Source organism: Janthinobacterium silvisoli, from assembly GCF_014200725.1.
In the GTDB taxonomy this organism is placed as follows: domain Bacteria; phylum Pseudomonadota; class Gammaproteobacteria; order Burkholderiales; family Burkholderiaceae_D; genus Janthinobacterium.
Genome location: NZ_JACHCL010000002.1, coordinates 1,108,827 through 1,134,350 on the forward strand (window position 1 = coordinate 1,108,827; position 25,524 = coordinate 1,134,350).

Sequence of the window (25,524 nt, forward strand, 5' to 3'; positions counted from 1 at the left end):
GCTACTAAACTGCCGTGACAAAAAACCTCAGGCGGCGGCGCGCACGGGGCCGTGCAGCAAGCCATGCAGGCGGAAGCCTTCACGGATGTTTTCGCGCAGGACCGCGCCTTTCCAGGGCTTGGTATAGAAGCGGTCGACGGCGCCGCGGTTGATCGCCGCCATGATCGGCGTCAGGTCGGAATACGCCGACAGCATGATGCGGAAGGTGTCCGGGCACAGGTGCTTGACCCGCTCCATGAATTCCGTGCCACTCATCTGCGGCATGCACTGGTCGCATAAAATCACCTGCACCTTGTGGCGCGCCAGGATGTCGAAACCTTCGGCGGCCGTCTGCGCCGTCAGGATGCGGTAGCCGTCCTGGGCCAGGAAGTCGCTCAGCACATCGAGCATGAAGACATCGTCGTCGACAATCAGCAAGGTCTGCTGTTCATCGCCCATCTCGTCTTGCGGCGACGGCAGCAGCTTGCCACCCGTGAGCATTTGTTCGAACTCGGCCTGCGGCACGGGACGGCTGAAATAATAGCCCTGCATTTCATCGCAGCCGTGGCGGCGCAGATAAGCCAGCTGCGCATCGTTTTCCACGCCTTCCGCGATCACTTGCAGCTTCATGCTGTGCGCCATGCTGATGATGGCCAGCACTATGGCCGCGTCATCGGGATTGCTGGTCACTTCGCGCACGAAGGCGATATCGATTTTCAGCTTGTCGATCGGGAAGCGCTTCAGGTAGGCCAGGCTGGAATAGCCGGTGCCGAAATCGTCGATGGAAATCTGGATGCCCAGCGCCTTCAGATTGCGCAGCACGGCGATGGTTTCCTCGGCATTCGACATCAGCGAGCTTTCCGTCAATTCGAGCTCCAGCAGGTCGGGGGCGATATCGTATTTGCGGATCGCCTTGAGCACCTCTTCCTCCAGGCCGCCGACGAAAAACTGGATGCCCGACACGTTCACCGACAGGTGCACCGGGCCGATGCTGGTCGCGCCCCACTCGCTGATCTTCTTGCAGGCCTCGTCGAGCACCCAGTTACCGACCCGCACGATCAGCCCCGTCTCTTCCAGCAAGGGGATGAACAGGGCCGGCGACACCATGCCGTGGCCCGGCCGGTTCCAGCGTATCAGTGCTTCGGCGCCGCTGATGCGGCCCGAGCCGATATGCACCTTGGGCTGGAAGAACAGCACGAATTCCTCATTGTCGATGGCGCGCCGCAGCGCGTTTTCCATGTCCAGCCGGGCCATCGACTGCGCATTCATTTCAGCCGTGAAGAAGCGGAATACATCGCGGCCCGCCTCCTTCGCGCGGTACATGGCCGTATCGGCATACTGGATCAGGATATCGGCGTCGACGCCATCGTCCGGGTACACGGAAATGCCGATGCTGACCGTGACGGTCACTTCATGGCCTTGCAAATCAAATGGCTTGCGCATCGCTTCGCGGATCTTGTCGACCACGCCCACCGCATGCTGGGCGCCTTCGGGCAAGACCAGGATGGCGGCAAATTCGTCGCCGCCAAAGCGCCCGATGGTGTCGCGCACGCGCAGGCAATCGACAAGCCGGCTGGCAAACTGGCGCAGCAGCTCGTCGCCGAGGGTGTGGCCCAGCGTGTCGTTGACATTCTTGAAGCGGTCGACATCGAGGAACAGCACCGCCACCGCCCACTGGTGCTCCGCCGCCTGGCCCAATGAGTGCGTCAGCGATTCATAGAACTGGCTACGGTTCGGCAAACCGGTGAGTGTGTCGAAATGGGCCAGCTTCAGCAGGCGCTGCTCGGCGTCCTTGCGCTCGCTGATATCGCGCGCCACCGCCACCAGGATCCAGTTCTGGCCCGAACGCAGGGTGCGGCGCTGCACTTCGACCGCCAGCCGCGAGCCATCCTTGCGCTGCAACTGCAATTCCGTCATCTGGCCGCTCTGGTCGCCGGCAAGCAGCTTGTTGTACAGCTCTTCGAGCGGTGCTTCGCCTTCGCGGACCTGGCCAGTGCGCAGACCGAGAAAATCCTCGCGCTCGAAACCGAGCATGCGGCAGGCCGTCTGGTTGACGTCGATGAAGCACATCTCGGCGCGGTCGACCAGGAAGATGGCGTCGGCGGTGGCGTCCATCGCCAGGCGGAAGCGGCGCAAATCCTCGTCCAGGCGGATGCGCGCCTCCATGTCCAGGGTCAGTTGCTCGTGGTGGCGCTTGATTTCATCGTACAGCAGCAGGTTGTCATAGGCGACAGCGATCTGCGCGGCCACGGTGGCAGCGACACGCTCATCGACCTCGGAAAACTCGTTGGCGCCCAGTTTGTCGACCAGGTACAGCCAGCCGTGGCTGCGTTCGCGCGAAGCGATGGCTACGCCCAAAAAGGAATGCACGGGTGGGTGGGTACCGGGCAGGCCCAGCGCGCCAGGGTCGCCCTCCAGGCCATTGACGCGGTAGGGCTGGCGCTGTTCCAGCAGACGGTTCAAGACCCCCGTGCGCGGTGCGCTGGCGATGTCCCCTATATTTTTTTCGGCACCGCAGGAAGAAAAATAACTGAGCTTTTCAGCGCCTTCGTCCAGCACGCCGATACAGGCATATTTCGACACGCAGATATTTTGCGCCACCTTGCAGCCCGCTTCGATCAACTTGCGCGGGTCGCGCTCGGCGCCCAGCTCGATACCCAGTTCGATCAGCGCGGTCAGGCGCAGGCTGACTGCCTGCAGGCTGGAAAGTGAGCGCGACAGGCGTTCAGTCATGATTGCCAAATCTTCCGGCACCGCGACCTGGCCCTCGCCCTGGTTGGCCAGTTGCGAAATCTGCTGGCTGCTCGATTCCAGCTCTTCCAGATAACCGCTCACCTGATGCTCGATGCCGCTCAACTTGCCGGGGACGGTGACGGCGCGCGGCCGCGGCTTGAGCTCGCTGGCGGGCGCCATCATGCCCAGCGCCTCGTTCACCGTACGCACGATGACTTCAGGGTCAGAGGGTTTTGGCAATACCCAGCGCACGCCACAGGCCTGTGCCAGCAGGATGGCTTCCTGTTCGCGGTAGGTAGCCGTATAAAAGATGATGGGCACATCGGCCAGCTCGGGGGTTTCATGCACGCGCGTGACGAATTCGTAGCCGTCCATATTCGGCATCAGGATGTCGGAAATGATCAGGTCCGGCCGTTCGGTGCGCATGATTTCCAGGCCTTCGAGCCCATTTGCCGCTTCCAGCAAACGGTGCCCGCTGTAGCCCAGCAGCGCGGTGAGAAATTCGCGGTTCAGCACATGATCGTCAACGATCAAAATAGTGGCTATGTCGTTTTTAACTGGCGTCGACGGCGCCCCGGCTAAAAAAGATTCAAGTTCCGCGACAAACAGATCGGGCTCGATCGGTTTGCCGATATAGCCATTGAAGCCCGCTTCGAGCAGGCGCTCGCGGTCGCCCACCATGGCCAGGGCGGTTACGGCCAGCGCGGGAATCTTGCGCAGCGCCGGGTCTTTTTTCAATTCCGCCACCACGCCATAGCCATCGAGCTTGGGCAGATGTACGTCGCAGATGATCAGGTCCGGCAATTCGCTGCGCGCCATGCGCACGCCTTCTTCGCCGTCATAGGCGGCCAGCGGCGTGTAACCGAAAGCACGCAACAGATACACCATCAACTCCATATTGGTGGCGTTATCTTCAATAATCAGGATCCGTGCAGACAATTAGCACTCCCACCAAAAACACACATTCGATCACGAATACCTACCGCTCACTTTCCCAGCCGTGCAAGCAGGCTCTACAGCATAACAATCCTACAACAGATTATCGCAAGCCCCAGTATAAATCGCATCAGCCGAATCCGCTGCCACGGACGCCATGGCTGACCTAGCTGAACAGCTAAAGATGCACACTTGCCCGCCAATGCCAGGCTCAAGCTTAAACCAGTAAGTCATGGTAAAACAGCCTTTTCTCCGTCCCACCTTGTTAAAAAATGGCAACAGCAGAGTCAAAACAGACCATCTTGCCATGCAGACAAAATGCCACAAAATTCAGTCCGAATGGACGCGGGAAATAGCGTTTGTGACTTCGGACACGATAGTGATTTCTTCGATGACCCGGTCCAGGATGCGCGCATCGCTGGCCAGCGCCACATGGCCGATTCCGCCAAACGCCAGATTGCGGGCGCCGGGCAGGCAGGCTGAATCCTGGGGCGCGACGATATTGTCATGGTGGCTATAGATCGACGTGAACCGGGCCCGCAGCTCGGTGGGCTCGCTGGCGGCCAGCTGCGCCAGCCACGAATGCGGCTGGCCGTGGGGACGGCTCATCTGGCGCGCATTGCGTCCCAAGCCCAGGTTGGCCAGCACCGTGCCATGGTGCGGCGTGCCAACCGTGATCACGTGCGCGATGTCTTGCACACCGTACTGGCGCAGATACGCGCGCGCCACTAGGCCACCCATGCTGTGCGCCACGAGGATGACTTGCGGTGCACCGGTGCGTGCGCGCAGGGCCTGTACCGCGCACTGCACCTGCGGCAAAACACTGTCGATATCGGCGCCGATCGGCTCCAGGTCGAGCGCATCATGGACAATCCCCGCTTGCGCGAACCGCCGGCTCAACTGCGTCCAGTAGCCACGGTTGCACACATAGCCGTGGATCAGCAGCACGGGCAAGCCGGAGGACGCCTGCGCGTCCAGCGGCGTCAATCGCGGGCGCAGCATGCCCCAAGACGACGTCCACAAGCCAGCCAGGAATTCCCCGAAAAACAGCCGGGCGGCACCAGCCGCATCGAGCCGGAATGCGGGCGGCACCGGGCTGCCAAAGTGGCGGCTTTGCCAGAAGTGATGGAGCACGAGGATGGCGCGCGCGGCCAGCACGATGGCCAGCGCCAATAACAGTGCCAACAACGGTGCCCGCCACGACGCCACCGGCAGTTGCAGCAGCAGCCAGGCCAGGCCCAGTACGGCCAGCACTTGCAGCAGCATCAGTCCCTTGAGGAGGCGGGCGATCATCTGCGCACCTCACCCGGCTTAGCTAGCCCTTTGCCCCGCATCCTGCCTCCTGATATTTTTGGCAAGTGTATGCCAAGGCAGGCGGCCGCTGTGCATGCACAGTAGAGCGTAGCGTCTATTTAACTCGCCACAACAGCGCCATCGCCAGCAGTGCAGCCACGCTGCCTCCCAGCGCGATCGATGGCAAGCCATGGACTGCGATCAGCAAACCGCCCAGCGCACCGCCAGCGGCCGTACCCAGATTGAAGGCGGCGATGTTCAAGCCCGCCGCCACGGCGTCGCTGCCCGGGCAATGCTGTTGCGCCAGCCGCAGCAGCCGCATGGTGGACATGGTGACAATCGCGAAAAACACCAAGCCCAAAGTCCCGCACAAGGCCAGCATGGCGGTCGCATGCAAACGCAGCACATAAAATCCCAGCAGGTTCAACGCCAGCGCGCCCAGCGCCAGCAGCATGGTCCGGTGCGCATCGGACCGGTCGGCGCACCAGCCGCCCAGCAGATTGCCGAAAATGGAGCACAGGCCAAAACTGAGCATGGCGGCGCCCAGCCAGCCCGCATCGAGCCCGCTCACCTGCAGCAGGAACGGTGAAATGTAGGTGAAAAAACTGAAGGTAGCCACGCTGACCAGGGCCGCGATGGCGGCCGCCATCAGCAGCGCAGGCCGGCTAATGGCGCGCAGGCTGGCCAGCGCAGAAACCGGGGCGGCATCCTTGTCTACCCTGGGCATGGCCCACAGCAGCCCCGCCCCGCCACACAGCGCCAGCATGCCGATGACGGCAAAGACCGAGCGCCACGACAACAAGGCACCCAGCCAGGTCCCCAGCGGCACGCCGCCAGCCAGCGCCAGGGTCAGGCCCAGCCACACAATCGATAGGGCTCCTCCGGCCCGGGCAGGATCGACCAGGCTGGTGGCCGCATGCGAGGCCACGGCCATGAACACGCCATGGGCCAGTCCCACCACAAAGCGCACGGCCAGCAACGGTCCCAGGCCGGGAGCGGCCGCCATGGCCAGGCTGCCCAGCGCCAGCACGGCCATGGTGGCGACCAGCACTTGCCGCTTCGGGCGGCGCGCCAGCATCGCCGTCAATATCGGCGCGCCTATCGCCGCCCCCAGCGCATAGGCGGCAATTGCGCCACCGGTGGCGGCCACGCTGGCCTGCAGCTCCCGCGCCATGCTCGATAAAAGACCGGCAACGATGAATTCGGACAGGCCGAAGGCAAAGCTGCACAGTGAAAGCAGGTATATCGCCGGTGGCAACGCAGCAGCGGAGCGTAAGGAAAGAGAAGACATGGCGGCTCCAGTCGGATCAAACCGCCATGCTGGCTTTTAAGCCAGCATCTGTAAAATATCTTATTAGTCTCGCATTGAGACTTTTCAAGTCACACTGGATGACTGCCGCAACTGCGCCAGCAAGCGGTCGCGCACAGGACTGTCGCGCCGCGTATCCCAGGCCATAAACAGATCAAGCTGTCGCAGTGCGTCGGGCGCATCCGATTGCACCGGCAAGATGGTCACGCCGGGCGGCGCCTGCAGGGCCAGGCTGGCCGGCAGCAAGGCCACGCCGAAACCGGCCGCCACCAGTCCCAGCACCGTTTGCAGCCGGCGCGCCTGCTGTACCACCGTGGGCGCAAAGCCCGCATGCAGGCACAGGCTGGCCAGCTGGTCATGAAAGCCCTGCCCCAGTCCACGTGGGGTGGCGACGAAATCATCTTCAGATAGTTCCGCCAATGCCAGCTGTGACCAGTCCGCACAACGGTGGCCGGGCGGCAGCGCGACGACGATCTCTTCACTGGCCAGCCGCTCGAAGCGCAGGCCAGGCGTGCTGCGTCCAGGCGCCCGCAAAATCGCGATATCGACCTGGCCCGCTTCCAGCATCTCGACCTGCTCCTGGGTCGACGCTTCGCGCAGGGTGAATTGCACGGCGGGCGAGGCAGCGCGGAACTGGCGCAAGGCATCGAGCACCTGCGCATACGGCGTGATATGGATAAACGACAGACGCAGATGGCCTGCGACTCCCTGCGCCACGCGGCGGGTGGCGGCCACGCCTTCTTCCAGGGTCGCCAGCACCGCGCGGGCTGTCTGCAAAAAAACATCGCCGGCCGGCGTCAGGCTGACCTTGCGGTTGCTGCGTTCGAACACGGCATAGCCTAGCGCGTCTTCCAGGCGCAGTATCGCCTGGCTCAAGGGCGGCTGCGCCATATGCAAGCGTTCGGCGGCGCGCCGGAAATTGAGTTCCTCGGCGACGGCGATGAACTGGCGCAGCAGCCGGGTCTCTATCATGGCAGGGCTGATACCTTACTTCTTCGCCACGGCCAGGATATGGCGCGCGATGCCGCGCAGGATATTGACTTCTTCCGTCTCCAGTCCCGTGCGCGAAAACAAACGCTTCAAACGCGGCATCAGCTTTTTCGGATTATCGGCGTCCAGAAAGTCAATCGCGACCAGCGCCTGTTCCAGGTGCGCATACATGCCATCGACCTGGGCCAGGCTGGCGGCGTCGCCATGAAAACCGATCGGATTGGCGGCAGGCGCAGCATCCGATACCTCCAGCGCCGCCATGCGGCATTCATAGGCCACCACTTGCGCCGCCTGCGACAGGTTCAGCGAGGAATACTCGGGATTGGCAGGGATATTGATCAGCACATTGCACTGCTCGACGATCTCGTTGGGCAAGCCAAAACGCTCATTGCCAAAGATCACGGCCGCATGCAGGTCTGTGCTGGCGGCCAGTTGGTTAGATAAAGCGCGCGGCGCCAGTACCGGCGGCGAAAATTCGCGCAGCCGGGCCGACACGGCGGCCGCGTAATTGCAGCCCTCCAGCGCTTCGGCGATCGAGCCGACGATGCGCGCACCAGCCAGGATATCCTGCGCGCCGCTGGCAAAGGCCACCGCTTCCGGGTCCGTCAAGGCATCGGGAAAGCGCGGATTGACCAGCACCAGTTCAGAAAAACCCATCGTTTTCATGGCCCGGGCGACGGCGCCAATGTTGCCAGAGCGACTAGTTTCGACAAGAATAAATCGCAGGCGGTTAAAAAGAGACGCAAGAGACGTGTTGGTTTCGGGCAGATTCATTTAAATGGCTAATTGTGCAGTATCGATAAACAAGGAATTACAGGGAAATCACCCCTACGCTGCCCCACAGACCTGAATTTTAACCTGTACTGACATCCGAAGACGCAATTCTCCCAAACCTTACAAAGCTTCCTTTTTATTAATTATTTATCAATCCCCTATACGCCTGAACGCATCCTGTCTGCCAAAGCTGATTATTCCGGCAAAATATAGCTGCCCTGTTCTGATGACCGGCTATTTTTTGCGTACGTATCAACTATACTACTGCCATCCTATACCAGCAGTAAAAGGCTATAAGTCAGCCGTCTCCCGGAGCGCGTTGTACCAAACTATTCTGCGCGGCGATCATGTCCTGTTGGGACTGCTCTCGATCAAAGTTCGACTTGATCAGGTCGGCGGGGATTATGGTGACGACCACGATAGCTACCTGCCATTGTGTGAGCAAAGCGAGAATAAAAAAGGAGACGCCACGCAGTTTTTCCACATGCTCCAAAACTCCCGGAATCTGCTTCAGCAAAGGTGCAAGAATGCCAATCATCAAAAGGCACACTAGTATTATCGTCGAGTGCACCGCAGGCGTGAGAAGCAGTCCGACATTATCATTACCGGAACCACCTACCGATGAGCTACGCCCAAAACTGATCTTCAAACGTTCCGGATAAATAATCGCAAGCCACGCACCAACAACCGCAAAAATAATTGCCGCAGTATTTCGAAGAGCTTCGAACAGTGGCCACTGCTGAGCAAAAGTGATCTTCTGGCCGAAGTAAAAACCGGCAATGCAAATTGCACTCCCGGCCAAACCCAATAGCAAGAAAATCAAGTATCGAATCATTGTAAAAATTTTAGAATTTCGTTCTCATTGTCTTGTAATGACTGTAGCAACGACTCAATGTCTACCGCTGCTTCGTTAATTCGCTTGACGTTAAGTGAAATTACACCTGCAGCCCGCGAACCGCTAAGCCAATGCTCTTTTTGGTCGCCGTCGAACATAAACCCCAGGTCGTCGAACCCTCGGTGTTGCAACTGATTTTCGGTCTCGATCATTTGCAATAACTCATCCGTACTAGGCCGGTAATCCAACTCCAAATAAACACGTTGCTCGGTAACATTAGCTCGGTTCGGCTGACCATGAACGAACTTAATGAAATTCTGCCAAAGTGACGTATCTATCGTTGATGCGCTGCTTAAGTGTCCCCGCCGTAAGACCCTTCGGATCGTTGCAACGTTATCAGTAAAGAACTTAATCACAGCAGGCTTATGATACAACTTTGTCTTGAATTGTGGCCCTATATTCGGGATTACTTCTCTATTGGAAGTGTTCGTGTAACCTGCCACAGCATCAATACCATTCCGGTTCTCCAGCACCACATAGCGACAGTAGCGCGACATGAACGTTCCAAGATATGCAGCAAGTCCGGGCTGTCCGCTTTTGTTCGAAAACTTCACCGTCGCCAACAGATTTCGCCCTGGAATTATCCAGAAATAGGTAGCGTATCCGGGAATGCTATTCGCAACCACACCGTTAAGGTGTACTTTTGCGTCGCCCACCTTGGAATTCATGCTCACAGACGCGACTCCGGATACGGACGATGGAACCTCATTCCAAGTAGCAACTAGCCAACTTGCTGCTTTCTTCTTCAGCCCGAATAGGTAAACCGGGTCTTCATCGGCATCGGTTGCGGTATTAATGAGTTTTGTCTGTGATAAATCAAGCGCCATGCTCCATTGCTGCACTTGAGTAAGAATGTCGTCCACTCCCCCGAACATTGGAGAACTATCCCGTGCCTTGTAAAACCCGCATTTATTTATGTTAAAAAAGGTAATATGAACTTCTTCAGGTGTCAACATGGAAAATATCAAATAAATATTTAATTTTCCATTCTACAACTATTTCCTCCTAGCCTACAAAAATACGCATCTTCATCTACCATTCGAGGTTCAACGACTCCAGAAGCATAGCTATTAATAGTTGCCATAATAATTACGACGCCGCTATCGCGCTGACAACTCAAGTATTGGCCCGGCCGTCCAATCGGATTTATGGTCAACTCGCTTTAAGACTAAATCACAACCCACCATCCTTTCTGTGAACAACTACCAAGGATGGCAAATATATCAATTAAACGACACATCCCACATGAACCACCTCGTTATACAAAACTTTTTTCTTATTAAAAATCAATAAGTTACAGCACTCTTAATAACGTCATCCCAGCAACGATACCAATGCCAAAATAGCATTTTTCCACGATTTCAGGCTAAAATTGCTCAAAATTTAAGCATTTTTGACGTGCAAAGCATTTCTGGCTAACGCGCCAAATACTTGTGTATAACGAGGTGCACCTGAACACGTCCCAACGCTTACGCGCCGCATCATATTGCGACATTACTAATTTTAAAATTCACATATTCTGCGCATTTTTGCGCATGATGTTACGACTGACATGAAAGCCGCATAGACACAGACTTTCCTTTGTGCAACACTTAACCCATCGTTTTCATGGCCCGCGCGACGGCGCCAATGTTGCCAGAGCGACTAGTTTCGACAAGAATAAATCGCAGGCGCGTAAAAAGAGACGCAAGAGACGTGTTGGTTTCGGGCAGATTCATTTAAAATAGCGCCATTGCGCGGTATCGATACAGGAAATTTCGGGAAGCGACGTCACAAAACGCTGACGTCAGGCCGGGATTTTAACCATTTCGCCACCGCTACGCTCTTTAATTCATTCTTGCACACTTGCGCTCCGGTACTGAACAGCACCGCTGGGCGCTCGCGTGCTTTTAACGGAAGCTCATATGCACCCAATGCTCAATACGGCGATCAAAGCCGCCCGCCGCGCCGCCACCGTCATCAACCGCGCCTCTTTTGACCTCGACCGCGTCGTCGTCACGGAAAAACAACACAACGATTTCGTCACCGACGTCGACCAGGCGGCTGAACAAGCCATCATTGAGGTGCTGTCCAAAGCCTATCCTGACCACGCCTTTCTGGGCGAAGAGTCGGGCGCTTCCGCCAACTCGCACGACGAGAATGAATATCAGTGGATCATCGATCCGCTGGACGGCACCACCAACTTTATCCACGGCTTCCCGCAATACTGCATCTCGATCGCACTGGCACACCGTGGCGTCGTCACGCAAGCCGTCATCTACGACCCGGTACGCAACGACCTGTTTACGGCCAGCAAAGGCGCCGGCGCCTACCTGAACGAAAAGCGCATCCGCGTCACCAAACTGGACCGCATCGCCAACGCCCTGCTGGGCACCGGCTACGTGGCTGGCAGCGTGAAAGCGCTGGACGAATACCTGAAGATGTACCAAATCATGGGCGAACGCAGCCAGGGCGTACGCCGCGCCGGTTCGGCCGCGCTGGACCTGGCTTACGTCGCTTGCGGCCGCCTGGACGGCTTCTACGAAAAAGGCTTGAAGCCTTGGGACATCGCCGCCGGCGCGCTGATGATCACGGAATCGGGCGGCATCGTCGGTGAATTCAACGGCGAATCGGACTACCTGTACAAAGGCGACATCATCGCCGCCAGCCCGAAAATCTTTGGCCAGATGATTACATTGCTGACCCCATTCGCTTAAGCAGCGTAGCGGCAAATCCTGAAAAAACCGGCCCTGGCCGGTTTTTTTGCATTCCAACTCCTAAAGAGACCCTTCCAGCATCAGGCGCACGGTGCGGTGCGTAGCAGTATCAACGGTGCGCAGGATACTGCCCGTGTTATCGGCATACAGGCTGCGTGTGGGGAACTTCTGCGCCAGCAGGTTGGCGCCAGAAAGACGCAGGCGCAGCTTGTCGCTGAATTTCCATAATCCGTAGAGATCGAGTTCCCGCTTGGTTCCCTGATAACTCCATAATTCACGTGTATCGCGCGATGCACCGCCGGCCTGGTAATTGAGGTTGCCGCCTACCGTCAAGGGCAAGCCGGTCAACTGGTAATCGGCGCCCAGGTTGGCGCTCCAGGGCAACTGGCTGTCGAGCCGGTTATCAGGGCCGGGGACGGCATCCACACGCGACCAGTTGCGCGCCAGGTTGGCCCGCAGGTCAAGCTTGGGAGCGCTGGCGAACAGCACCGTCAAGGGCAGCTTGGCTTCCAGCTCGATGCCACGCGCCAAAGCCGTGCCATTGTTGTAGGGCGAGCTGACCCAGCGCCCATTATCCTGGTACAGCCTGTCCATCATCACATCAGAAATGCGCCGCATGGTGGCGCTGGCGCTCAGCATCGCTCCCTCCCCCAGATAATATTCATAGGCGGCGTCCAGGCCCCACGCCAGTTCCGGGCGCAACGCCGGATTGCCCTGGGTATCCGGGTTGGTGGGGCTATTGCCATTGTCTATGGTGTAGGGGCGCGGTATCAGCTGGAAAATCTGCGGCGCCTTATAGGTGCGCGTAAGGGCCAGGCGCAGCTGGTCCTGGCTGCGCAGCTTCCACAGGCTTTGCAGCACGGGGCTCCACACTTGTGACCGCACATCGACCGCTGGACCGTCACCGGTGGCGCTGGCCGTGCGCAAGGATTCCCAGCGCAAGCCCAGGTACAGCGACCAGCGGCTTGAGATTTCCCATTCATCTTGCGCGAACAGGGCCAGGCGGCGTACCGTGGCGGCATAGTCTGCGTCATACAGCACGGGCGGGCTATCCGGCACCAGCTGGCGTTCGCGGCGAAACTCCGCGCGCCGCCGGCGTTCCGCCTCCCAGCCCGCCGCCAGGGTATGGTGCTCGCCCAGCGAGCGGCGATAGGTGCCGCTGATGCTGACACCGGTATCGTCCACGCCCGAATCGACCAGGCGGGTAGTACTGGTTCCAAAGCCGGCACCATTGAAGGTGTAGTTGCTGCTGCGGTGGTTGTAGTTCAGGCCCAGTTTCAGGTCGAGACTGGCGCCATGGTCCAGCTTGCGCAGCCAGTGCAGATCGCTGCGCACGATGCTGCTGTCCTGGTTAAAGTAGGCGTCATTGTCCGGATACTCCGTGTTGCCACCCAAATAAGCTGTTTCCACCACATGGCGGGCGCTGGCCAGGCGCCGGAAACTGAACAGGTTTTGCAGGGACAGGCTGTCTTCTCCCTCAAGCGCCCATTGCAAACGGGGCGCCAGTTCGAGCGCGTCGCTGGTGACGCGCTCGGTCAGTGGCAGATGGCGGATCACGGTCGGCGTGCCATCGACGCGATATTCACGGTCCCATTCGTCCAGCAAGCTCTGACGCCCCGTGTGGCTGAGCGTGCCAGCCAGCACATACGACAGGCTACCCGCCTTGTCGGACAATTGCATCGTGGCGCTACCGGCTGGCATGCCATTGCTGTGCGATGCACCCAGTTTAAAAGTGCGCTCTGGCTTCCGGGATACTTTTTTCAGGATGATATTGATGGAACCGGCAATCGCCTGTGCCGAAAACTCGGCCGTGGTGGCGCGCATGATTTCCACCCGTTCGACCAGTTCCGGATCGAGCGAGTCCAGCGAAAAGCCGGCTGGCACGGGCACGCCATTGAGCATGATCAAGGTGTAGCCCTGGCCCAGGCCACGCAGCTGAATTTGGCCACCCTGCCCGCTGCCCTGCGCCCCCCCGATGCTAATGCCGGGCAAGCGCTTCAAGGCGTCCGACAGGCTGCGGTCACCCTGCTGGTTCAATTCTTCGTAGCCGACCACGATGCTGGCCACCGTATCGTTGCGCCGCTGCTGCAGCTTGCCGGCATTCACAGTCACGGAAGGAACGGTAGTATCAGGGATGGCATCATCGGTATAGGCGTGCGCCGTCAACGGCAGCGCGAGGCTGCACAAAAATACATTCAATCGCATGGGAGTTCCCGAAAAGGGTGGGTGATTGCCGGCCTGGCGCTGCGCCAGGCCGGCCTGCGGCCCTAATGCATCATGTAAATGACGACATCAGCGGCCAAATTGTTCGCGCCGCATGCGCAGGGCGCGCTCGCTGGCATTGGCGTCCAGGCCAGCGAGCCTGGTTTGCGGATCTTGCCGCTTGCCATCTTGCCGCACCTGGAAGTGCAGGTGCGGGCCAGTCGCCGACCGTCCTGTTGCGCCCACCGTGCCGATAGTCTGGCCCGCCTTGACGGGGGTGCCATCGGCCAGCGCCACGCTGTCGAGATGGACATACCAGGATTCCAGCCCGGCGCCATGGTCTATGCGCACCAGATTGCCCATCCAGTCATCGTGCGCCACCCTGGCCACGCCATCGGCCACCGCATGCACGGGCGTGCCACGGCTGGCGGCCAGATCCAGTCCACTCAGCCCCTTGGGTGTCGTGGGACGCACTACACCAAAGAAGCCGGTGACGCGCATGCTGGCCAGCGGATTGCGCCAAGGGGCAGTATCAGGTATTGCAGTAGCGGCTGCCGTGGTGGCTGCCGGTTCGGCCGGCACCCAGGCCAGCGCCGGTTGCAGGACGACGCTGCTCGCGCCCAGGGCGCCGAGCACCGTTACCAGGGCCAGCTTGACACCCCAGGGCATGCTGCCAGATTGAGTATCACGCATGCGGGCCACCCGATCGACCATGCCGCCTGGTTTGCCGCCGAAGGCCAGGCCGGCAGGAACACAGCTTTGCACGCTCAACTGGCGCACCAGCGCAGCCGCATATTGCTGGCGTTGCTGCTGCGGACGGCCAGCGAGCACTTCCCGGTCGCAGCCCAGCTCTTGCGCCCAACCCAGTTTCTGGCCCAGCCGGCGCAAGGCCGGGTTAAACCATAGCAAGGCATGCAAGCAGTTCGCCAGCAATTGCACGGCCGGGTCGCGGCGGCGCGAGTGCGTCAGTTCATGTTCGATAATCAACTGCTGCTGCTCCGGCGTAAATTGCGCCAGATGCGCGGGCAATAACAAACGCGGCTGCAGGGAACCCAACAGCATCGGTGAAATCGGTGCATCGATTTCCAGCACTTCCATACGCTGCTGTTGCAACTGGCGTAGTTGCATCTCTGTAAAAGCTCCGTGCGCCTGCATGGCAGCCAGATCGAGCGGACGCGCTGCCTTGAGCAGGGCCATCACGATGGCTTGATTACGCCGGTAACGCCAGGCCATATACGCTACGCCGCAGGGATAAACCAGCAGCCAGGCCAGCGCCAGGCGCTTGAGCCAGATCGTATTAGAAGCAATTTCCGGTGATTCGTCTGCAGGTACTGTAGATGCTGCAGCCGGCTGCGCCAACGGCGCCGGCAGCACCTCGGTTGCCGTGGTTGCCACCGGCAAGCTGACTTCCGGCACCACGCTGATACGCTGGCTATGCGGCAATAAAGACAGCATGAATACGGCAACCAGCAGCAATTGCGCCCCCAGCCATACGCCGCGCTGGGCGCTCAGTACAGGCCAGCGCCGCTGCGCCAGGTGCAGCAGACCCTGCAGCAGTAAGCCGGTCAGCAGGCAGGCCACCGTCGCCCGCAAGAGTGTCAATGCAAACAAAGTCATCGCTTACTCCTTCGTTTCCAGCGGCCAGTCGTGCAGCATTTGTTCCAGCTCCAACAATTCCTGCGGGTCCACCAGCTTGCTACCGGTAAACATGGTCACCGGCAAAGGGCTGTCGATTTCCATCACGCGCCGGCCAAAATCGTTGGCAAAAGCGGCCAGGGTGGCGACCTTGTCCACATGGGCTTCATACACCAGCACGCCCTGCAAGCTGCGCTGGGACAACATGCCTTTTTCCAGCATGCGCTCTACCGTCTTGCGGGTGGAAGAAAACGACCAGCCCAATTCCTCTTCCACGCAGGCATGCAATTGACGCGAAGACAAGGGCTGCTGTTTCCACAGCGCCTTCAATAACGATAATTCAGTAACAGATGGCGTAGCCATGATGTGCTCCTGCTATGACGATTAAAACAATTATGCGACAACTGTCACATGCAATGCAAGCAAAATTTGCGACAGTTGTCACATGCATTTTCCTTCCACAATCCTTTCCTTTGCGAATCAATTGAAACGCTTTCATGCCAGGCTGTTATACTTCGCGTGTGCGGCACATATGACCAGTCCCCTTGCCGCTGTCTTTCGACCCCTAATCTGATTGCCTGCGACTGGCGCCTCACGATGGCGACAGGCCGATCTCACAATAAAGTTATCATGTCCTTTTCCTCCCTCGGATTGTCCGACGCTATCGTACGTGCCGTTACCGAACACGGCTACACCGTGCCGACCCCGATCCAGACCCAGGCGATCCCTGCCGTGCTGGCCGGTGGCGACTTGCTGGCCGGCGCACAAACCGGTACCGGCAAGACGGCCGGCTTTACCCTGCCCGTACTGCACCGCTTGTCGACCGACGCGAATGGCGCGGCGATCACCAGCAATACGTCCACGCGCCCTATCCGCGCGCTGATCCTGGCGCCAACGCGCGAACTGGCGGCGCAAGTGGAAGAAAGCGTGCGCGCCTACAGCAAGTACACCAAGCTCAATTCGGCCGTGATCTTCGGCGGCGTCGGCATCAATCCGCAAATCAAGCAGCTGAAACACGGCGTCGACATCCTGGTCGCCACGCCAGGCCGCCTGCTGGACCACATGGGCCAGAACACGGTCGACCTGTCGAAAGTGGAAATCCTGATCCTCGACGAAGCCGACCGCATGCTGGACATGGGCTTCATCCGCGACATCAAGAAAGTGCTGGCCGTGCTGCCGCCGAAACGCCAGAACCTGCTGTTCTCGGCCACTTTCTCGGAAGAGATCAAGGCCCTGGCCGACGGCTTGCTGAACAAGCCAGCCATGATCGAAGTGGCGCGCCGCAATTCGACCGTGGAAGTGATCAAGCAAAAAATCCATCCGGTCGACCGCGACAAGAAACACCCGATGCTGTCTTACCTGATCAAGGCGCATAACTGGACGCAAGTACTGGTATTTACCCGCACCAAGCACGGCGCCAACAAGCTGGTCGAACAACTGGGCGCGGACGGTATCGGCGCACTGGCGATTCACGGCAACAAGAGCCAGTCGGCCCGCACGCGCGCGCTGTCCGAATTCAAGGATGGCACCCTGCAAGTGCTGGTCGCCACCGACATCGCCGCGCGCGGTATCGATATCGATCAATTGCCGCACGTGGTGAACTACGACTTGCCGAACATTCCGGAAGATTATGTGCACCGTATCGGCCGCACGGGCCGTGCCGGCGCCAAAGGCGAAGCCGTGTCGCTGGTTTGCGTGGATGAGCACGAAATGTTGAAAGACATCGAAAAGCTGATCAAGCAAAGCCTGCCGCGCGAAGTCATCCCTGGTTTTGAACCAGACCCGACCGCACGAGCACAGCCTGTGCAATTGCGCAGCGGCACCGGCGGTCACCGCAACAACAGCCGCGCGCCAGCCGGCGCCGTGGTGCGCGTGAAAACCGGTGGCGGCGGCGCCAAGCCACGCAGCGCCGGCCCATCGGGCGGTGGTGGCGGCAACCGCGGCGGCAACGCGCCGCGCTCGGCAGCCAATCACCGCTCCGGCGGCCGCGGCCGCTAATACACGGCTGCAAACCTGCTGCGCGGGGCGCTATCGTTTCTCCGTTGCGCGCCGTACCTTCGTACGGCTGTGCTACTCAAACCGATATCACTCCCGCTCGCCAAGGTTTTCAACCATGTATTGAGTAACATACACAACCAAAAAAACCGTTCCAGGACTTGCTTCTGGAACGGTTTTTTTATGCCCGCCACTTTCCTGGAAATTGGGCTAGGATAGTGTTCAACTCTCCCTCATTTTTTATCCGCACCATGCTCAATTTTGCCGCCAACCTCAGCTTGCTGTTTACCGAACTGCCCTTCCTCGACCGTTTCGCCGCGGCCAGGGCGGCCGGCTTCGACGCTGTCGAATTCCTGTTTCCGTATGCGATAGAAAAGCGGCAAATCGCCGCGCGGCTGGAACAGCATCAACTGCAACTGGCGCTATTCAACCTGCCGCCCGGCGACTGGGAACAGGGCGAGCGGGGCATCGCCTGCGATCCGCGCCGCAACGAAGAATTTCGCGCCGGCGTGCGTCTGGCGATCGACTATGCGCAGGCACTGGGTGCGACCCGGCTGCACTGCATGGCCGGTATCGTGCCAGCTGGCATGAGTCTGGAGCGGGCGCGGCAAAGCATGATCGGCAATCTGCAATATGCGGCCGATGCCTGCCGTCCACATGGCATCGAGGTCTTGATCGAACCGATCAACCACTACGACATGCCCGGCTACTTTCTTCATCATAGCCAGCAAGCGGCCGACATCATCGCCGATTGCCAGCGCAACAATGTCTTCCTGCAATACGATATTTATCATATGCAGCGCATGGAAGGCGAGTTGAGCAACACCATCCGCACCTTGCTGCCGCTGATACGGCATATCCAGATCGCCGATACGCCGGGCCGCCACGAACCGGGCACCGGTGAAATCAATTACCGTCACCTGTTCAATCTGCTCGACCAGATCGGCTACAAGGGCTGGGTAGGTTGCGAGTATCGTCCCACCGGCGACACCCTCGCTGGCCTGGCTTGGCGCACACAACTGTCTGCACACTAAGATTCGACTAGCTTGCGCCCGCACAAGGTGCATCGCACGGGCAGGAATAACAATACCTTTCCATACAGTAGTTTCACTGTCGAAAGATATCGTGACTTCCCTGCCCAGCCCCCTGCGTATATTTTCCCTGCTGGTCGCCACAGAGCGTCATCGGGAGAACCGCCATGAATGACACCCTGGACAGCACAATTATTCACGAACGCCGTGAAGCAGCACTGAGCAGCGCCATGCGCGTCGAGCAACTGGCCGACAGCCTGTCTCAGGCCGCCACTTCCCTGCATGGCGCCGTCATGCGCGCTATCCGCAAGCGGGCCGGCCAGGGAGAAAACGGCATTAGCCAAACACAGGCGCAAGCAGTATTTGCGCTGGAAGTTGCCCTGCGCCAGCAAGCGAACCAGCTGTATGCCGACGCGGCCGGCCATACCGTCGCGGGGCTGGACGCGGCGCAGCGCCAACTCAGCGGCCTGCTCGATGCGGTACGCCTCTCGATTGCCCGCAATGACAATGTGCGCCACTGGATCATCCTGGCAACAAGCTTGCTCAACCTGGGCAACGCTGTCATCGCCCGCAACCCGGAGCGCATACTGGCCAGTGTCGACAAGGTGCGTGAGCGGCTGCAAACGGCGCCCCACGATTGATTGAAATCAAGCCGCCAGCGCCTATACTGATCTCGCATCGCACGGCAATCATGCCGGCGGGACGATCAGGAGACCAACCATGCGAGCCGAAGCGTATTTGCAATTCAATGGAAACTGCGCGCAAGCGCTGGAATACTACCGCCAGCACCTGCACGGTGAAAACCTGTTCCTGATGCCGTTTCGCGGCACGCCGGGGCAGGAACAAGTCAAGGAAGACTGGTATGACAAGATCATGCACGGCTCGGTGCAGATCGGCCCCACCGCGGTGATGGGCAGCGATGGCGGCTGTCCGGAAGATGGCGCCAAGGGCATGTCAGGCTGCTCGATTGCCCTCAACGTGCCCGACCCGCTTGAGGCGGAGCGGGTGTTCGCCGCGCTGGCCCGCGATGGCACTATCCGCATGCCTTTACAGGAAACATTCTGGGCAAAAAGATTCGGCATGCTGACCGATCAATTCGGCGTTTCCTGGATGATCAACTGCGAAAAGCCAGCATAGAAAGCCAAACCACCACCTGCGCCGCCTCAAACGCGGCGCGGGCGCCCGCACAAGCAGAGATGGCATCCATGGGCTACCATGAAGAGAGACACTTCTACACGTGAGCCGGCCATGGATGCATTGCAGCGAGGAAAATTACCGCAAGGATCTGGACAAGGATTATCCCAAGCACAACTTGAACGCTTGCGCGGCGTGCTCGAACAGCGCAAGCATGCCTTGCTGGCGCAAATCGACAACGAAGCCGCCGAAGCGGGCGATCGCGGTGCACTGCTCAACGAAGTCGAAGCCTCACCGGCCGACAACGCCAGCGTGCGCACCTTGAACGCCCTGGTCAGCGAAGCGGCCGAGCATAATGTCGCGCAACTGGCCATTATCAAAGACGCGCTGGCCAGGTTTGCCGATGGCAGCTATGGCCTGTGCGACAACTGCGGCGAAGCTATCGGCCCGTCGCGCCTGGAGGCCCGCCCCGAAGCGCGCTTGTGCATCGATTGCCAGACGCGGCTGGAAAAGCTGCGACGCTAGGCAAGTCGCCAGACCAACGCTGCATTAACACAACAAAGGGCAAGGCATCGCTGCCCTGCCCCCTGTTCTTCCACCTTTATCACCATTGCTGCCTTGCTGCTGTCCAGCCACCCGCCAGCCTCTGCGTGCTGACTGGATGGCCGGGTCTCCTCCACTGCCGTTGCTCCTTGCGTACTCCCTTGATCCGATCAACTCATGTGCTGCCCGCCATTGATGGCGATATTCGCGCCCGTCACAAAGGCAGCCTCGTCCGACGCCAGATACGCTACCAGCGCCGCCACTTCATCGGGTTCGCCCAGGCGGCCCAGGGGGATTTGCGGCAGGATCTTGCTTTCCATGATATCGGCCGGCACGGCAGTCACCATCGGCGTGCGCAGGTAGCCGGGCGACACCGTGTTGACGGTAATACCATGGCGCGCCACTTCCAGCGCCAGCGCCTTGCTGAAACCATGCACGCCCGCCTTGGCCGCCGCATAATTGCATTGGCCAAACGCTCCCTTCTGGCCGTTGACGGATGAAATATTGATGATGCGGCCCCAGCGGTTAAGCAGCATCGGTTCCAGCACTTGCTTGCTCATGTTGAACAGGCTGTCCAGATTGGTGCGCATGACGTCAGCCCAATGCGACAACTCCATCTTGCGCATGCTCTGGTCACGCGTGATGCCGGCGTTGTTTACCAGCACATCGATGCGACCGAACTGTTCGAGCACCCGTCCCACGGCCGCCGTGCATGAGGCAAAGTCGGCTACATCGGCTTCCAGCGCATGAAAATAATACTTGTCATGCTGCTGCTCTTCCAGCCAGGCGCCCACGCGCTTGTTGCCTGGCGAATAGGTGGCCACTACGGCAAAACCGGCCCCATGCAGGCGGCGGCACAAGGCCGTGCCCAGGCCACCCATGCCGCCAGTGACCAATGCCACTTTTTGTTGTTCCATCTTCCAGTCTCCCCGTCTTTGATTGTTTTTCTGCGAGGAATCAAGTGTAGGAGCAGTTTTTACCCGCCGCCTTGCGCAATATCAAGTGCTCAGCCTGCTGCATTCGTGCGCAGGCGACAGGCATGCCTGTGCCAGAATGGGACCCGTCTCCATACAAGAAGGACTGGCCATGACGTATAAAACCGTACTGCTCCACATCGACGATAGCGCCAGCCGCGATGCACGCATCGCCGTCGCCGCCAGCATTACGCAAGCGTGCGGCGGCCACCTGACGGGCGTATCACTGACGGGCGTCTCGCGCCTGCTATACCAGAACCAGTCCGAACTCGATGCCGATCCCAACCTGGCGCTGCACCTCAATTTCCTGCGAGAACGAGCCAGCCGCGCACTCGATGGTGTCGAGCAACAAGTGCGCGCGGCGGGCGTGACCTCGTTTGAACAGCGGGTGGTCGATGACGAGGCTGCTGGCGGCATCAGCCTGCTGGCCCGCTATGCAGACCTGGTGGTGATCAGCCAATACCATGCGCAAGATAAATCACCGTCCGTGATGCGCGATTTCCCCGCCTACGTGCTGCTGCATGCGGGCCGGCCCGTGCTGATCGTGCCCTATGCCCAGACGCAGCCCGTGCTGGCGCCACCGGCAGCGGCCCGCAATGTGCTCATTTCATGGAATGCCAGCAAGGAAGCAAGCCGCGCCGTCAGCGCCGCCCTGCCCCTGCTGCAGCGGGCAGAACAGGTGCACGTGGCCGTCTTCGACGCCAGGCTGCATGCGGCCGAGCATGGCGAACAGCCCGGTGCGGAACTGCTGGAATACCTGGCGCGCCATGGCGTAGAAGCCAAACTGCTGTTGCTCGACGGCGGCAGCACGCGGCGCGGCGATATCGGCGACGCGCTGCTGTCGCAGGCGGCCGACCTGTCGGCCGATTTGCTGGTGATGGGAGCGTACGGACATTCACGTTTGCGCGAAACGATACTGGGCGGCGTCACGCGCACCGTGCTGCACAGCATGACGATTACGGTGCTGATGGCGCATTAAGATTAAGCGCCAGGAAATCTACCCACCCGACTGCCAGGGTAAATTACGGATCTTGGCCACTTGCCGCTGTGCCAGCCATTGCCACAGCTGCAGCGCATCGGCCTGCTTCAGGGCCGACATGCGGCGCGGGCTGGCCAGGGCGATCTCGCAATCGCGGTCCGACCATTCCTCGAAAGTCACTACGCCTCCGCTAGCGACCTCTACCTGGTACATCAAGCCATCGTCGTAGCCAAAGCGCAGCAATACGGCGGCCGGGCCGCCGTCAGCAGTGGTGGCGGCGGGCTTGCCAGGTTTGCCGTACACCTCGGCCAGCGCATCGGCCAGCTGGGTCGGCGACGGCGCACAGATATCGCGCCCATCGGCCCGCGTAAGAATGAACCATGCCTGTGTCATGACGCGCCCTCCTATCCATACTCATTAGCATGCGAGGCAGTAGATGGACAGTCACGCTGGTGCTGTACTGCAAGCACGGGAACTATCCCTATCGGCATTTCTGATACTGGTACTGATAAGGATAATACCTAAATTTCGTGCAGTGCGGCATTTTTGGCGACATGGGGCGGTTTTACCGTACATCAGGCCACCAGCACCGGGATGCTGAGCGGATCGAAATCATGCCAGTCGCCATTGGCGATCGTGCCTTCCGCCTCTTCGATATGCTGGGCGCCCAGCCGGTGCAGCGCTTCCAGTGCACACTCGCGCTCATACAGGCCGCTGAGCGCCACCGCGATCAGCATGCCGGGATGACGGGGCAACTGACGGTTTTCACCGGTTTTTTCAGCCTCTCCAGCGTCTTTCATCTTGTTAAAACTGTAGAGTGAACCGACGTGGCCGCCCACCAAGGCGCCGACCACCGGGCCCAGCGGCCCTGTCGCCAGGCTAGTCGCAGCGCCGATGCCGGCGCCCACCGCTGCACCGACGGACACGCCTTCGGCGATGCCTTCCGGGGTTTCCCTGGCGCCCGGCGAAGCATCGCGGTCGCCGCCCAGCGCATGCAAATCGTGCTGTCCAGGCTGGTTAACAAAAAAGGAACTGATGCGGCTGTCGGGAAAGCCCGCCTGCTTCAACGCTTCGCGCGCAGCAGCGACCTCATCCTGCAACTGAAAATGACCTGCAATGATGCGTGACATGATCTCCCTCCTGATGGCTTGCTGGCGCGCCATGCGCCACCGTGCCAGCGTGCGCCTGCCGGACGGTGTCTACCGTTCGCTTGCGCACGCAGTGGAAAAAATCAGGCGGAAGCGGAAGCTGTAAAGGGGCTGCGGATATCGGACAGGAATTGCTGCGCACGCGGATGTTGCGGGCTGCCAAAGAAGGCTTCGGGCGAACCGCGCTCCAGCACTTGCCCATGGTCCATGAACCAGACCCGGTCCGCCACCTCGCGCGCAAAACCCATTTCGTGCGTGACGCACACCATGGTCATGCCGCCATGCGCCAGGTCGCGCATCACTTGCAGTACTTCGCCGACCATTTCCGGGTCCAGCGCACTGGTCGGCTCATCGAACAGCATCAGCGGCGGCTGCATCGCCAGCGCGCGGGCGATCGCCACCCTTTGCTGCTGGCCGCCCGACAAAGCGGCCGGCATGGCCTGCGCCTTGTGCGCCAGGCCCACGCGCTCCAGCAGCGCCATCGCGCGCTCTTCGGCTTCGTGCTTCGACAGGCCGCGCAAGCGCTGCGGCGCCAGCGCGCAATTGGCCAGCACCGACAGATGGGGAAACAGGTTGAACTGTTGAAAGACAAAGCCGATATGCGAACGGAAGGCGTTCACGTCCAGCCCCGGCGCATGGATATCCTGGCCCGCTACCGTGATATGGCCCGAGGCAATCGGCTCCAGACGGTTGATGGTGCGTATCAGGGTCGACTTGCCCGAACCGGACGGGCCACACACCACCAGCACTTCGCCTTTCGATACATGTTCGCTGATGCCGTTCAAGGCGTGGTAATTGCCATAGTATTTATTGACGTTGTCAAAGGTGATCATGCGGCGGCTTTCAAAACGCGGGCCTGGCGCCGCTCGAGCCAGAAGGCGGCGCGCGACAGGCTGAAACAAAGAATAAAATAAGTCATGCCCAGCAAGAAATACACTTGCACCGGTTTGGTCAGCACCAGGCCATTGATTTGCGAAGCGACAAACGACACTTCGGCCAGGCCGATGATGTAGCCGAGCGAAGTTTCCTTGATGGTCGAGACGAACTGATTCACCAGCGATGGCAGCATGTGGCGCAGCGCTTGCGGCAAGATTACCGTGCGCATGGCGGACAGATACGGCAAGCCCAGCGAACGGGCCGCTTCCAGCTGCCCCTTGGGCACGGCTTGCACGCCGGCACGCACGATTTCAGCCAGGTAAATGCCATCGAAGATCACCAGCGCCACCAGCATGGTGGTAAATTGCCCGCTTTCATGGCCGGTCAAGTTGGGCAGGAAAAAATAGGCCCAAAAAATTACCAGCAGCAAGGGAATACCGCGCACCACATGGATCAGCGCGGTGACGGGCCAGCGCAAGGCGCGCCAGGGACTGATGCGGGCCAGGCCCAGCAGCAAGCCCAAGGGCAAGCTCAGCACCAGCGCCAGGCTCGCCAGCAGCACCGTCAGCGCCAGGCCGCCCAGCGGCCCTTCCGGGTAGCGGCCGACCAGGAAATACAGCCAATAGTCTTGTATCAATTCCAGCATCAGGCGGCCCTCCTTTGCAGCAAGGCCGCCAGGCCCGATATCAGCAAGGACACGGTCAGGTAGGCCACGCTGGCGAAGGCAAACGCTTCCACGCTGCGGAAAGACGCCGTTTCCACGCGCTGCGTCTGGTACATCAGCTCAGCCACGCCGATCACGGTGGCGATGCTGGTGTTTTGCCACAGGTTCAGGGTTTGCGACAACAAGGGCGGCAGGGACAGGCGCAAGGCTTGCGGCAAGATGCACAAACGCATGGTTTGCAAGAAACTGAAGCCCAGCGCCCGGCCCGCCTCGAATTGCTGAGCAGGAATAGCACGGATGCCGCTGCGGATGTCTTCGGCCATATACGCCGCCGTGTACAGGGTCAGCGCGACGATGGCGCTGATGGCCTCGATATTGCCTGCATACAAACGCTCTTTCCATGCTTGCGGCAGCAATTCAGGCGCGCCGAAATACCAGAACAGGAAATGCGCCAGCAAGGGCACGTTACGGATCGACTCGACGTACGCGGCGCCCACGGCGTTCAAGAACCGCGACGGCGCCAGGCGCAAGATGGCCACGCCGCATGCCAAAGGCAAGGACAGCAGCAAGGTAATGCCCATCAGCTGGAGGGATAGCAGCAGTCCGGAGAGCAACCAGTCGTGGTAGTCGCCGGACAGCAAGAGATGCAGATCGAATTGAAGCATGGAGATGACAACGGTGGTGCGGCCGCCTGCTAGGGCGCGCCGCAGATTTGCTTAAACAAGCAGATGCAGGGAA

At 59.8% G+C, this 25,524-nt stretch carries 23 protein-coding genes and 1 pseudogene; 7 read left to right on the top strand and 17 right to left on the bottom strand.

Features of this window, described 5'->3' with window-relative positions:
* Positions 1–27 precede the first annotated feature (27 nt).
* The 8 genes and pseudogenes from HDE75_RS15115 to HDE75_RS26815 form a co-directional block, all read right to left on the bottom strand.
* Positions 28–3,651 carry an EAL domain-containing protein gene (locus HDE75_RS15115; RefSeq protein ID WP_183676907.1) on the bottom strand — a complete coding sequence of 1,208 codons (3,624 nt, stop codon included), beginning with the start codon at positions 3,649–3,651 and terminating at the stop codon, positions 28–30.
* Positions 3,652–3,978: 327 nt separating this feature from the next.
* Positions 3,979–4,941 carry an esterase/lipase family protein gene (locus tag HDE75_RS15120; RefSeq protein WP_183676906.1) on the bottom strand — a complete coding sequence of 321 codons (963 nt, stop codon included), beginning with the start codon at positions 4,939–4,941 and terminating at the stop codon, positions 3,979–3,981.
* 115 nt (positions 4,942–5,056) lie between these two features.
* A complete protein-coding gene (locus HDE75_RS15125; RefSeq protein ID WP_260174084.1) occupies positions 5,057–6,232 on the bottom strand; it encodes an MFS transporter in 1,176 nt (391 codons plus the stop codon).
* Positions 6,233–6,316: 84 nt separating this feature from the next.
* Positions 6,317–7,222 carry a LysR substrate-binding domain-containing protein gene (locus tag HDE75_RS15130; RefSeq protein ID WP_183676905.1) on the bottom strand — a complete coding sequence of 302 codons (906 nt, stop codon included), beginning with the start codon at positions 7,220–7,222 and terminating at the stop codon, positions 6,317–6,319.
* A 15-nt stretch (positions 7,223–7,237) separates the two neighbouring features.
* The gene (locus HDE75_RS15135) at positions 7,238–8,014 is read right to left on the bottom strand and encodes an RNA methyltransferase (protein ID WP_183676904.1); all 777 of its coding nucleotides are present in this window, start codon (positions 8,012–8,014) and stop codon (positions 7,238–7,240) included.
* A 298-nt stretch (positions 8,015–8,312) separates the two neighbouring features.
* Complete coding sequence (locus HDE75_RS15140) at positions 8,313–8,837, bottom strand: hypothetical protein (RefSeq protein WP_260174085.1); 525 nt, start codon at positions 8,835–8,837, stop codon at positions 8,313–8,315.
* 8 nt (positions 8,838–8,845) lie between these two features.
* Positions 8,846–9,865, bottom strand: coding sequence for a hypothetical protein (locus HDE75_RS15145; RefSeq protein ID WP_183676902.1), 1,020 nt, complete (start codon positions 9,863–9,865; stop codon positions 8,846–8,848).
* A gap of 639 nt (positions 9,866–10,504) precedes the next feature.
* Positions 10,505–10,627 (bottom strand): annotated as a pseudogene (locus tag HDE75_RS26815) (tRNA (cytosine(32)/uridine(32)-2'-O)-methyltransferase TrmJ); the annotation flags it as partial.
* 195 nt (positions 10,628–10,822) lie between these two features.
* Between HDE75_RS26815 and HDE75_RS15150 the strand changes: the two are divergent.
* Positions 10,823–11,605: an inositol monophosphatase family protein gene (locus HDE75_RS15150; RefSeq protein WP_183677988.1), complete on the top strand. Its 783-nt coding sequence runs from the start codon at positions 10,823–10,825 to the stop codon at positions 11,603–11,605.
* Between the two features lie 60 nt (positions 11,606–11,665).
* On the opposite strand, the gene HDE75_RS15155 is transcribed toward HDE75_RS15150, so the two are convergent.
* The 3 genes from HDE75_RS15155 to HDE75_RS15165 all read right to left on the bottom strand — a co-directional run bounded on the left by HDE75_RS15155 (position 11,666) and on the right by HDE75_RS15165 (position 15,805).
* The gene (locus HDE75_RS15155) at positions 11,666–13,810 is read right to left on the bottom strand and encodes a TonB-dependent receptor plug domain-containing protein (RefSeq protein ID WP_183676901.1); all 2,145 of its coding nucleotides are present in this window, start codon (positions 13,808–13,810) and stop codon (positions 11,666–11,668) included.
* Positions 13,811–13,897: 87 nt separating this feature from the next.
* Entirely contained in the window at positions 13,898–15,424 is a 1,527-nt protein-coding gene (locus tag HDE75_RS15160; RefSeq protein ID WP_183676900.1) for a M23/M56 family metallopeptidase, read from the bottom strand.
* Between the two features lie 3 nt (positions 15,425–15,427).
* Positions 15,428–15,805 carry a BlaI/MecI/CopY family transcriptional regulator gene (locus HDE75_RS15165; RefSeq protein ID WP_183676899.1) on the bottom strand — a complete coding sequence of 126 codons (378 nt, stop codon included), beginning with the start codon at positions 15,803–15,805 and terminating at the stop codon, positions 15,428–15,430.
* 267 nt (positions 15,806–16,072) lie between these two features.
* Between HDE75_RS15165 and HDE75_RS15170 the strand changes: the two genes are divergently transcribed.
* The 5 genes from HDE75_RS15170 to HDE75_RS15190 all read left to right on the top strand — a co-directional run bounded on the left by HDE75_RS15170 (position 16,073) and on the right by HDE75_RS15190 (position 20,127).
* Positions 16,073–17,440, top strand: coding sequence for a DEAD/DEAH box helicase (locus HDE75_RS15170; protein ID WP_183676898.1), 1,368 nt, complete (start codon positions 16,073–16,075; stop codon positions 17,438–17,440).
* 248 nt (positions 17,441–17,688) lie between these two features.
* Positions 17,689–18,471, top strand: a complete 783-nt coding sequence (gene otnI / locus HDE75_RS15175) for a 2-oxo-tetronate isomerase (protein ID WP_183677987.1) — start codon at positions 17,689–17,691, stop codon at positions 18,469–18,471.
* Positions 18,472–18,635: 164 nt separating this feature from the next.
* Positions 18,636–19,109, top strand: a complete 474-nt coding sequence (locus HDE75_RS15180; protein ID WP_183676897.1) for a hypothetical protein — start codon at positions 18,636–18,638, stop codon at positions 19,107–19,109.
* A 79-nt stretch (positions 19,110–19,188) separates the two neighbouring features.
* Positions 19,189–19,605: a VOC family protein gene (locus tag HDE75_RS15185; protein WP_183676896.1), complete on the top strand. Its 417-nt coding sequence runs from the start codon at positions 19,189–19,191 to the stop codon at positions 19,603–19,605.
* A 78-nt stretch (positions 19,606–19,683) separates the two neighbouring features.
* The gene (locus tag HDE75_RS15190) at positions 19,684–20,127 is read left to right on the top strand and encodes a TraR/DksA family transcriptional regulator (RefSeq protein ID WP_260174086.1); all 444 of its coding nucleotides are present in this window, start codon (positions 19,684–19,686) and stop codon (positions 20,125–20,127) included.
* A gap of 188 nt (positions 20,128–20,315) precedes the next feature.
* Here the strand turns inward: HDE75_RS15190 and phbB are convergent, their stop codons facing one another.
* Positions 20,316–21,062: an acetoacetyl-CoA reductase gene (phbB, locus tag HDE75_RS15195; protein WP_183676895.1), complete on the bottom strand. Its 747-nt coding sequence runs from the start codon at positions 21,060–21,062 to the stop codon at positions 20,316–20,318.
* 169 nt (positions 21,063–21,231) lie between these two features.
* On the opposite strand from phbB, the gene HDE75_RS15200 reads away from it, so the two are divergent.
* On the top strand, positions 21,232–22,098 hold the full coding sequence (locus HDE75_RS15200; protein WP_183676894.1) for a universal stress protein: 867 nt from the start codon (positions 21,232–21,234) through the stop codon (positions 22,096–22,098).
* 18 nt (positions 22,099–22,116) lie between these two features.
* On the opposite strand, the gene HDE75_RS15205 is transcribed toward HDE75_RS15200, so the two are convergent.
* The 5 genes from HDE75_RS15205 to HDE75_RS15225 form a co-directional block, all read right to left on the bottom strand.
* The gene (locus HDE75_RS15205; protein ID WP_183676893.1) at positions 22,117–22,491 is read right to left on the bottom strand and encodes a hypothetical protein; all 375 of its coding nucleotides are present in this window, start codon (positions 22,489–22,491) and stop codon (positions 22,117–22,119) included.
* Between the two features lie 182 nt (positions 22,492–22,673).
* Entirely contained in the window at positions 22,674–23,228 is a 555-nt protein-coding gene (locus tag HDE75_RS15210) for a glycine zipper domain-containing protein (RefSeq protein WP_183676892.1), read from the bottom strand.
* A 101-nt stretch (positions 23,229–23,329) separates the two neighbouring features.
* Entirely contained in the window at positions 23,330–24,079 is a 750-nt protein-coding gene (locus HDE75_RS15215) for an amino acid ABC transporter ATP-binding protein (RefSeq protein WP_183676891.1), read from the bottom strand.
* Entirely contained in the window at positions 24,076–24,768 is a 693-nt protein-coding gene (locus tag HDE75_RS15220) for an amino acid ABC transporter permease (protein ID WP_183676890.1), read from the bottom strand. Before HDE75_RS15220 ends, HDE75_RS15215 begins: the two co-directional genes overlap by 4 nt.
* The gene (locus HDE75_RS15225; protein ID WP_183676889.1) at positions 24,768–25,451 is read right to left on the bottom strand and encodes an amino acid ABC transporter permease; all 684 of its coding nucleotides are present in this window, start codon (positions 25,449–25,451) and stop codon (positions 24,768–24,770) included. Before HDE75_RS15225 ends, HDE75_RS15220 begins: the two co-directional genes overlap by 1 nt.
* Positions 25,452–25,524: the final 73 nt, after the last annotated feature.

What these genes read in the sequence shown, in the direction of transcription:
- HDE75_RS15120 (WP_183676906.1), bottom strand. Translation starts at nt 4,941, where the DNA reads ATGATCGCCCGCCTCCTCAAGGGACTGATGCTGCTGCAAGTGCTGGCC.
- HDE75_RS15135 (WP_183676904.1), bottom strand. Translation starts at nt 8,014, where the DNA reads ATGAATCTGCCCGAAACCAACACGTCTCTTGCGTCTCTTTTTAACCGC.
- HDE75_RS15205 (WP_183676893.1), bottom strand. Translation starts at nt 22,491, where the DNA reads ATGACACAGGCATGGTTCATTCTTACGCGGGCCGATGGGCGCGATATC.
- HDE75_RS15185 (WP_183676896.1), top strand. Translation starts at nt 19,189, where the DNA reads ATGCGAGCCGAAGCGTATTTGCAATTCAATGGAAACTGCGCGCAAGCG.
- HDE75_RS15170 (WP_183676898.1), top strand. Translation starts at nt 16,073, where the DNA reads ATGTCCTTTTCCTCCCTCGGATTGTCCGACGCTATCGTACGTGCCGTT.
- HDE75_RS15180 (WP_183676897.1), top strand. Translation starts at nt 18,636, where the DNA reads ATGAATGACACCCTGGACAGCACAATTATTCACGAACGCCGTGAAGCA.
- HDE75_RS15210 (WP_183676892.1), bottom strand. Translation starts at nt 23,228, where the DNA reads ATGTCACGCATCATTGCAGGTCATTTTCAGTTGCAGGATGAGGTCGCT.
- HDE75_RS15125 (WP_260174084.1), bottom strand. Translation starts at nt 6,232, where the DNA reads ATGTCTTCTCTTTCCTTACGCTCCGCTGCTGCGTTGCCACCGGCGATA.
- otnI (WP_183677987.1), top strand. Translation starts at nt 17,689, where the DNA reads ATGCTCAATTTTGCCGCCAACCTCAGCTTGCTGTTTACCGAACTGCCC.
- HDE75_RS15215 (WP_183676891.1), bottom strand. Translation starts at nt 24,079, where the DNA reads ATGATCACCTTTGACAACGTCAATAAATACTATGGCAATTACCACGCC.
- HDE75_RS15130 (WP_183676905.1), bottom strand. Translation starts at nt 7,222, where the DNA reads ATGATAGAGACCCGGCTGCTGCGCCAGTTCATCGCCGTCGCCGAGGAA.
- HDE75_RS15190 (WP_260174086.1), top strand. Translation starts at nt 19,684, where the DNA reads ATGAAGAGAGACACTTCTACACGTGAGCCGGCCATGGATGCATTGCAG.
- HDE75_RS15165 (WP_183676899.1), bottom strand. Translation starts at nt 15,805, where the DNA reads ATGGCTACGCCATCTGTTACTGAATTATCGTTATTGAAGGCGCTGTGG.
- HDE75_RS15150 (WP_183677988.1), top strand. Translation starts at nt 10,823, where the DNA reads ATGCTCAATACGGCGATCAAAGCCGCCCGCCGCGCCGCCACCGTCATC.
- HDE75_RS15200 (WP_183676894.1), top strand. Translation starts at nt 21,232, where the DNA reads ATGACGTATAAAACCGTACTGCTCCACATCGACGATAGCGCCAGCCGC.
- HDE75_RS15225 (WP_183676889.1), bottom strand. Translation starts at nt 25,451, where the DNA reads ATGCTTCAATTCGATCTGCATCTCTTGCTGTCCGGCGACTACCACGAC.
- HDE75_RS15155 (WP_183676901.1), bottom strand. Translation starts at nt 13,810, where the DNA reads ATGCGATTGAATGTATTTTTGTGCAGCCTCGCGCTGCCGTTGACGGCG.
- HDE75_RS15145 (WP_183676902.1), bottom strand. Translation starts at nt 9,865, where the DNA reads ATGTTGACACCTGAAGAAGTTCATATTACCTTTTTTAACATAAATAAA.
- HDE75_RS15160 (WP_183676900.1), bottom strand. Translation starts at nt 15,424, where the DNA reads ATGACTTTGTTTGCATTGACACTCTTGCGGGCGACGGTGGCCTGCCTG.
- phbB (WP_183676895.1), bottom strand. Translation starts at nt 21,062, where the DNA reads ATGGAACAACAAAAAGTGGCATTGGTCACTGGCGGCATGGGTGGCCTG.
- HDE75_RS15220 (WP_183676890.1), bottom strand. Translation starts at nt 24,768, where the DNA reads ATGCTGGAATTGATACAAGACTATTGGCTGTATTTCCTGGTCGGCCGC.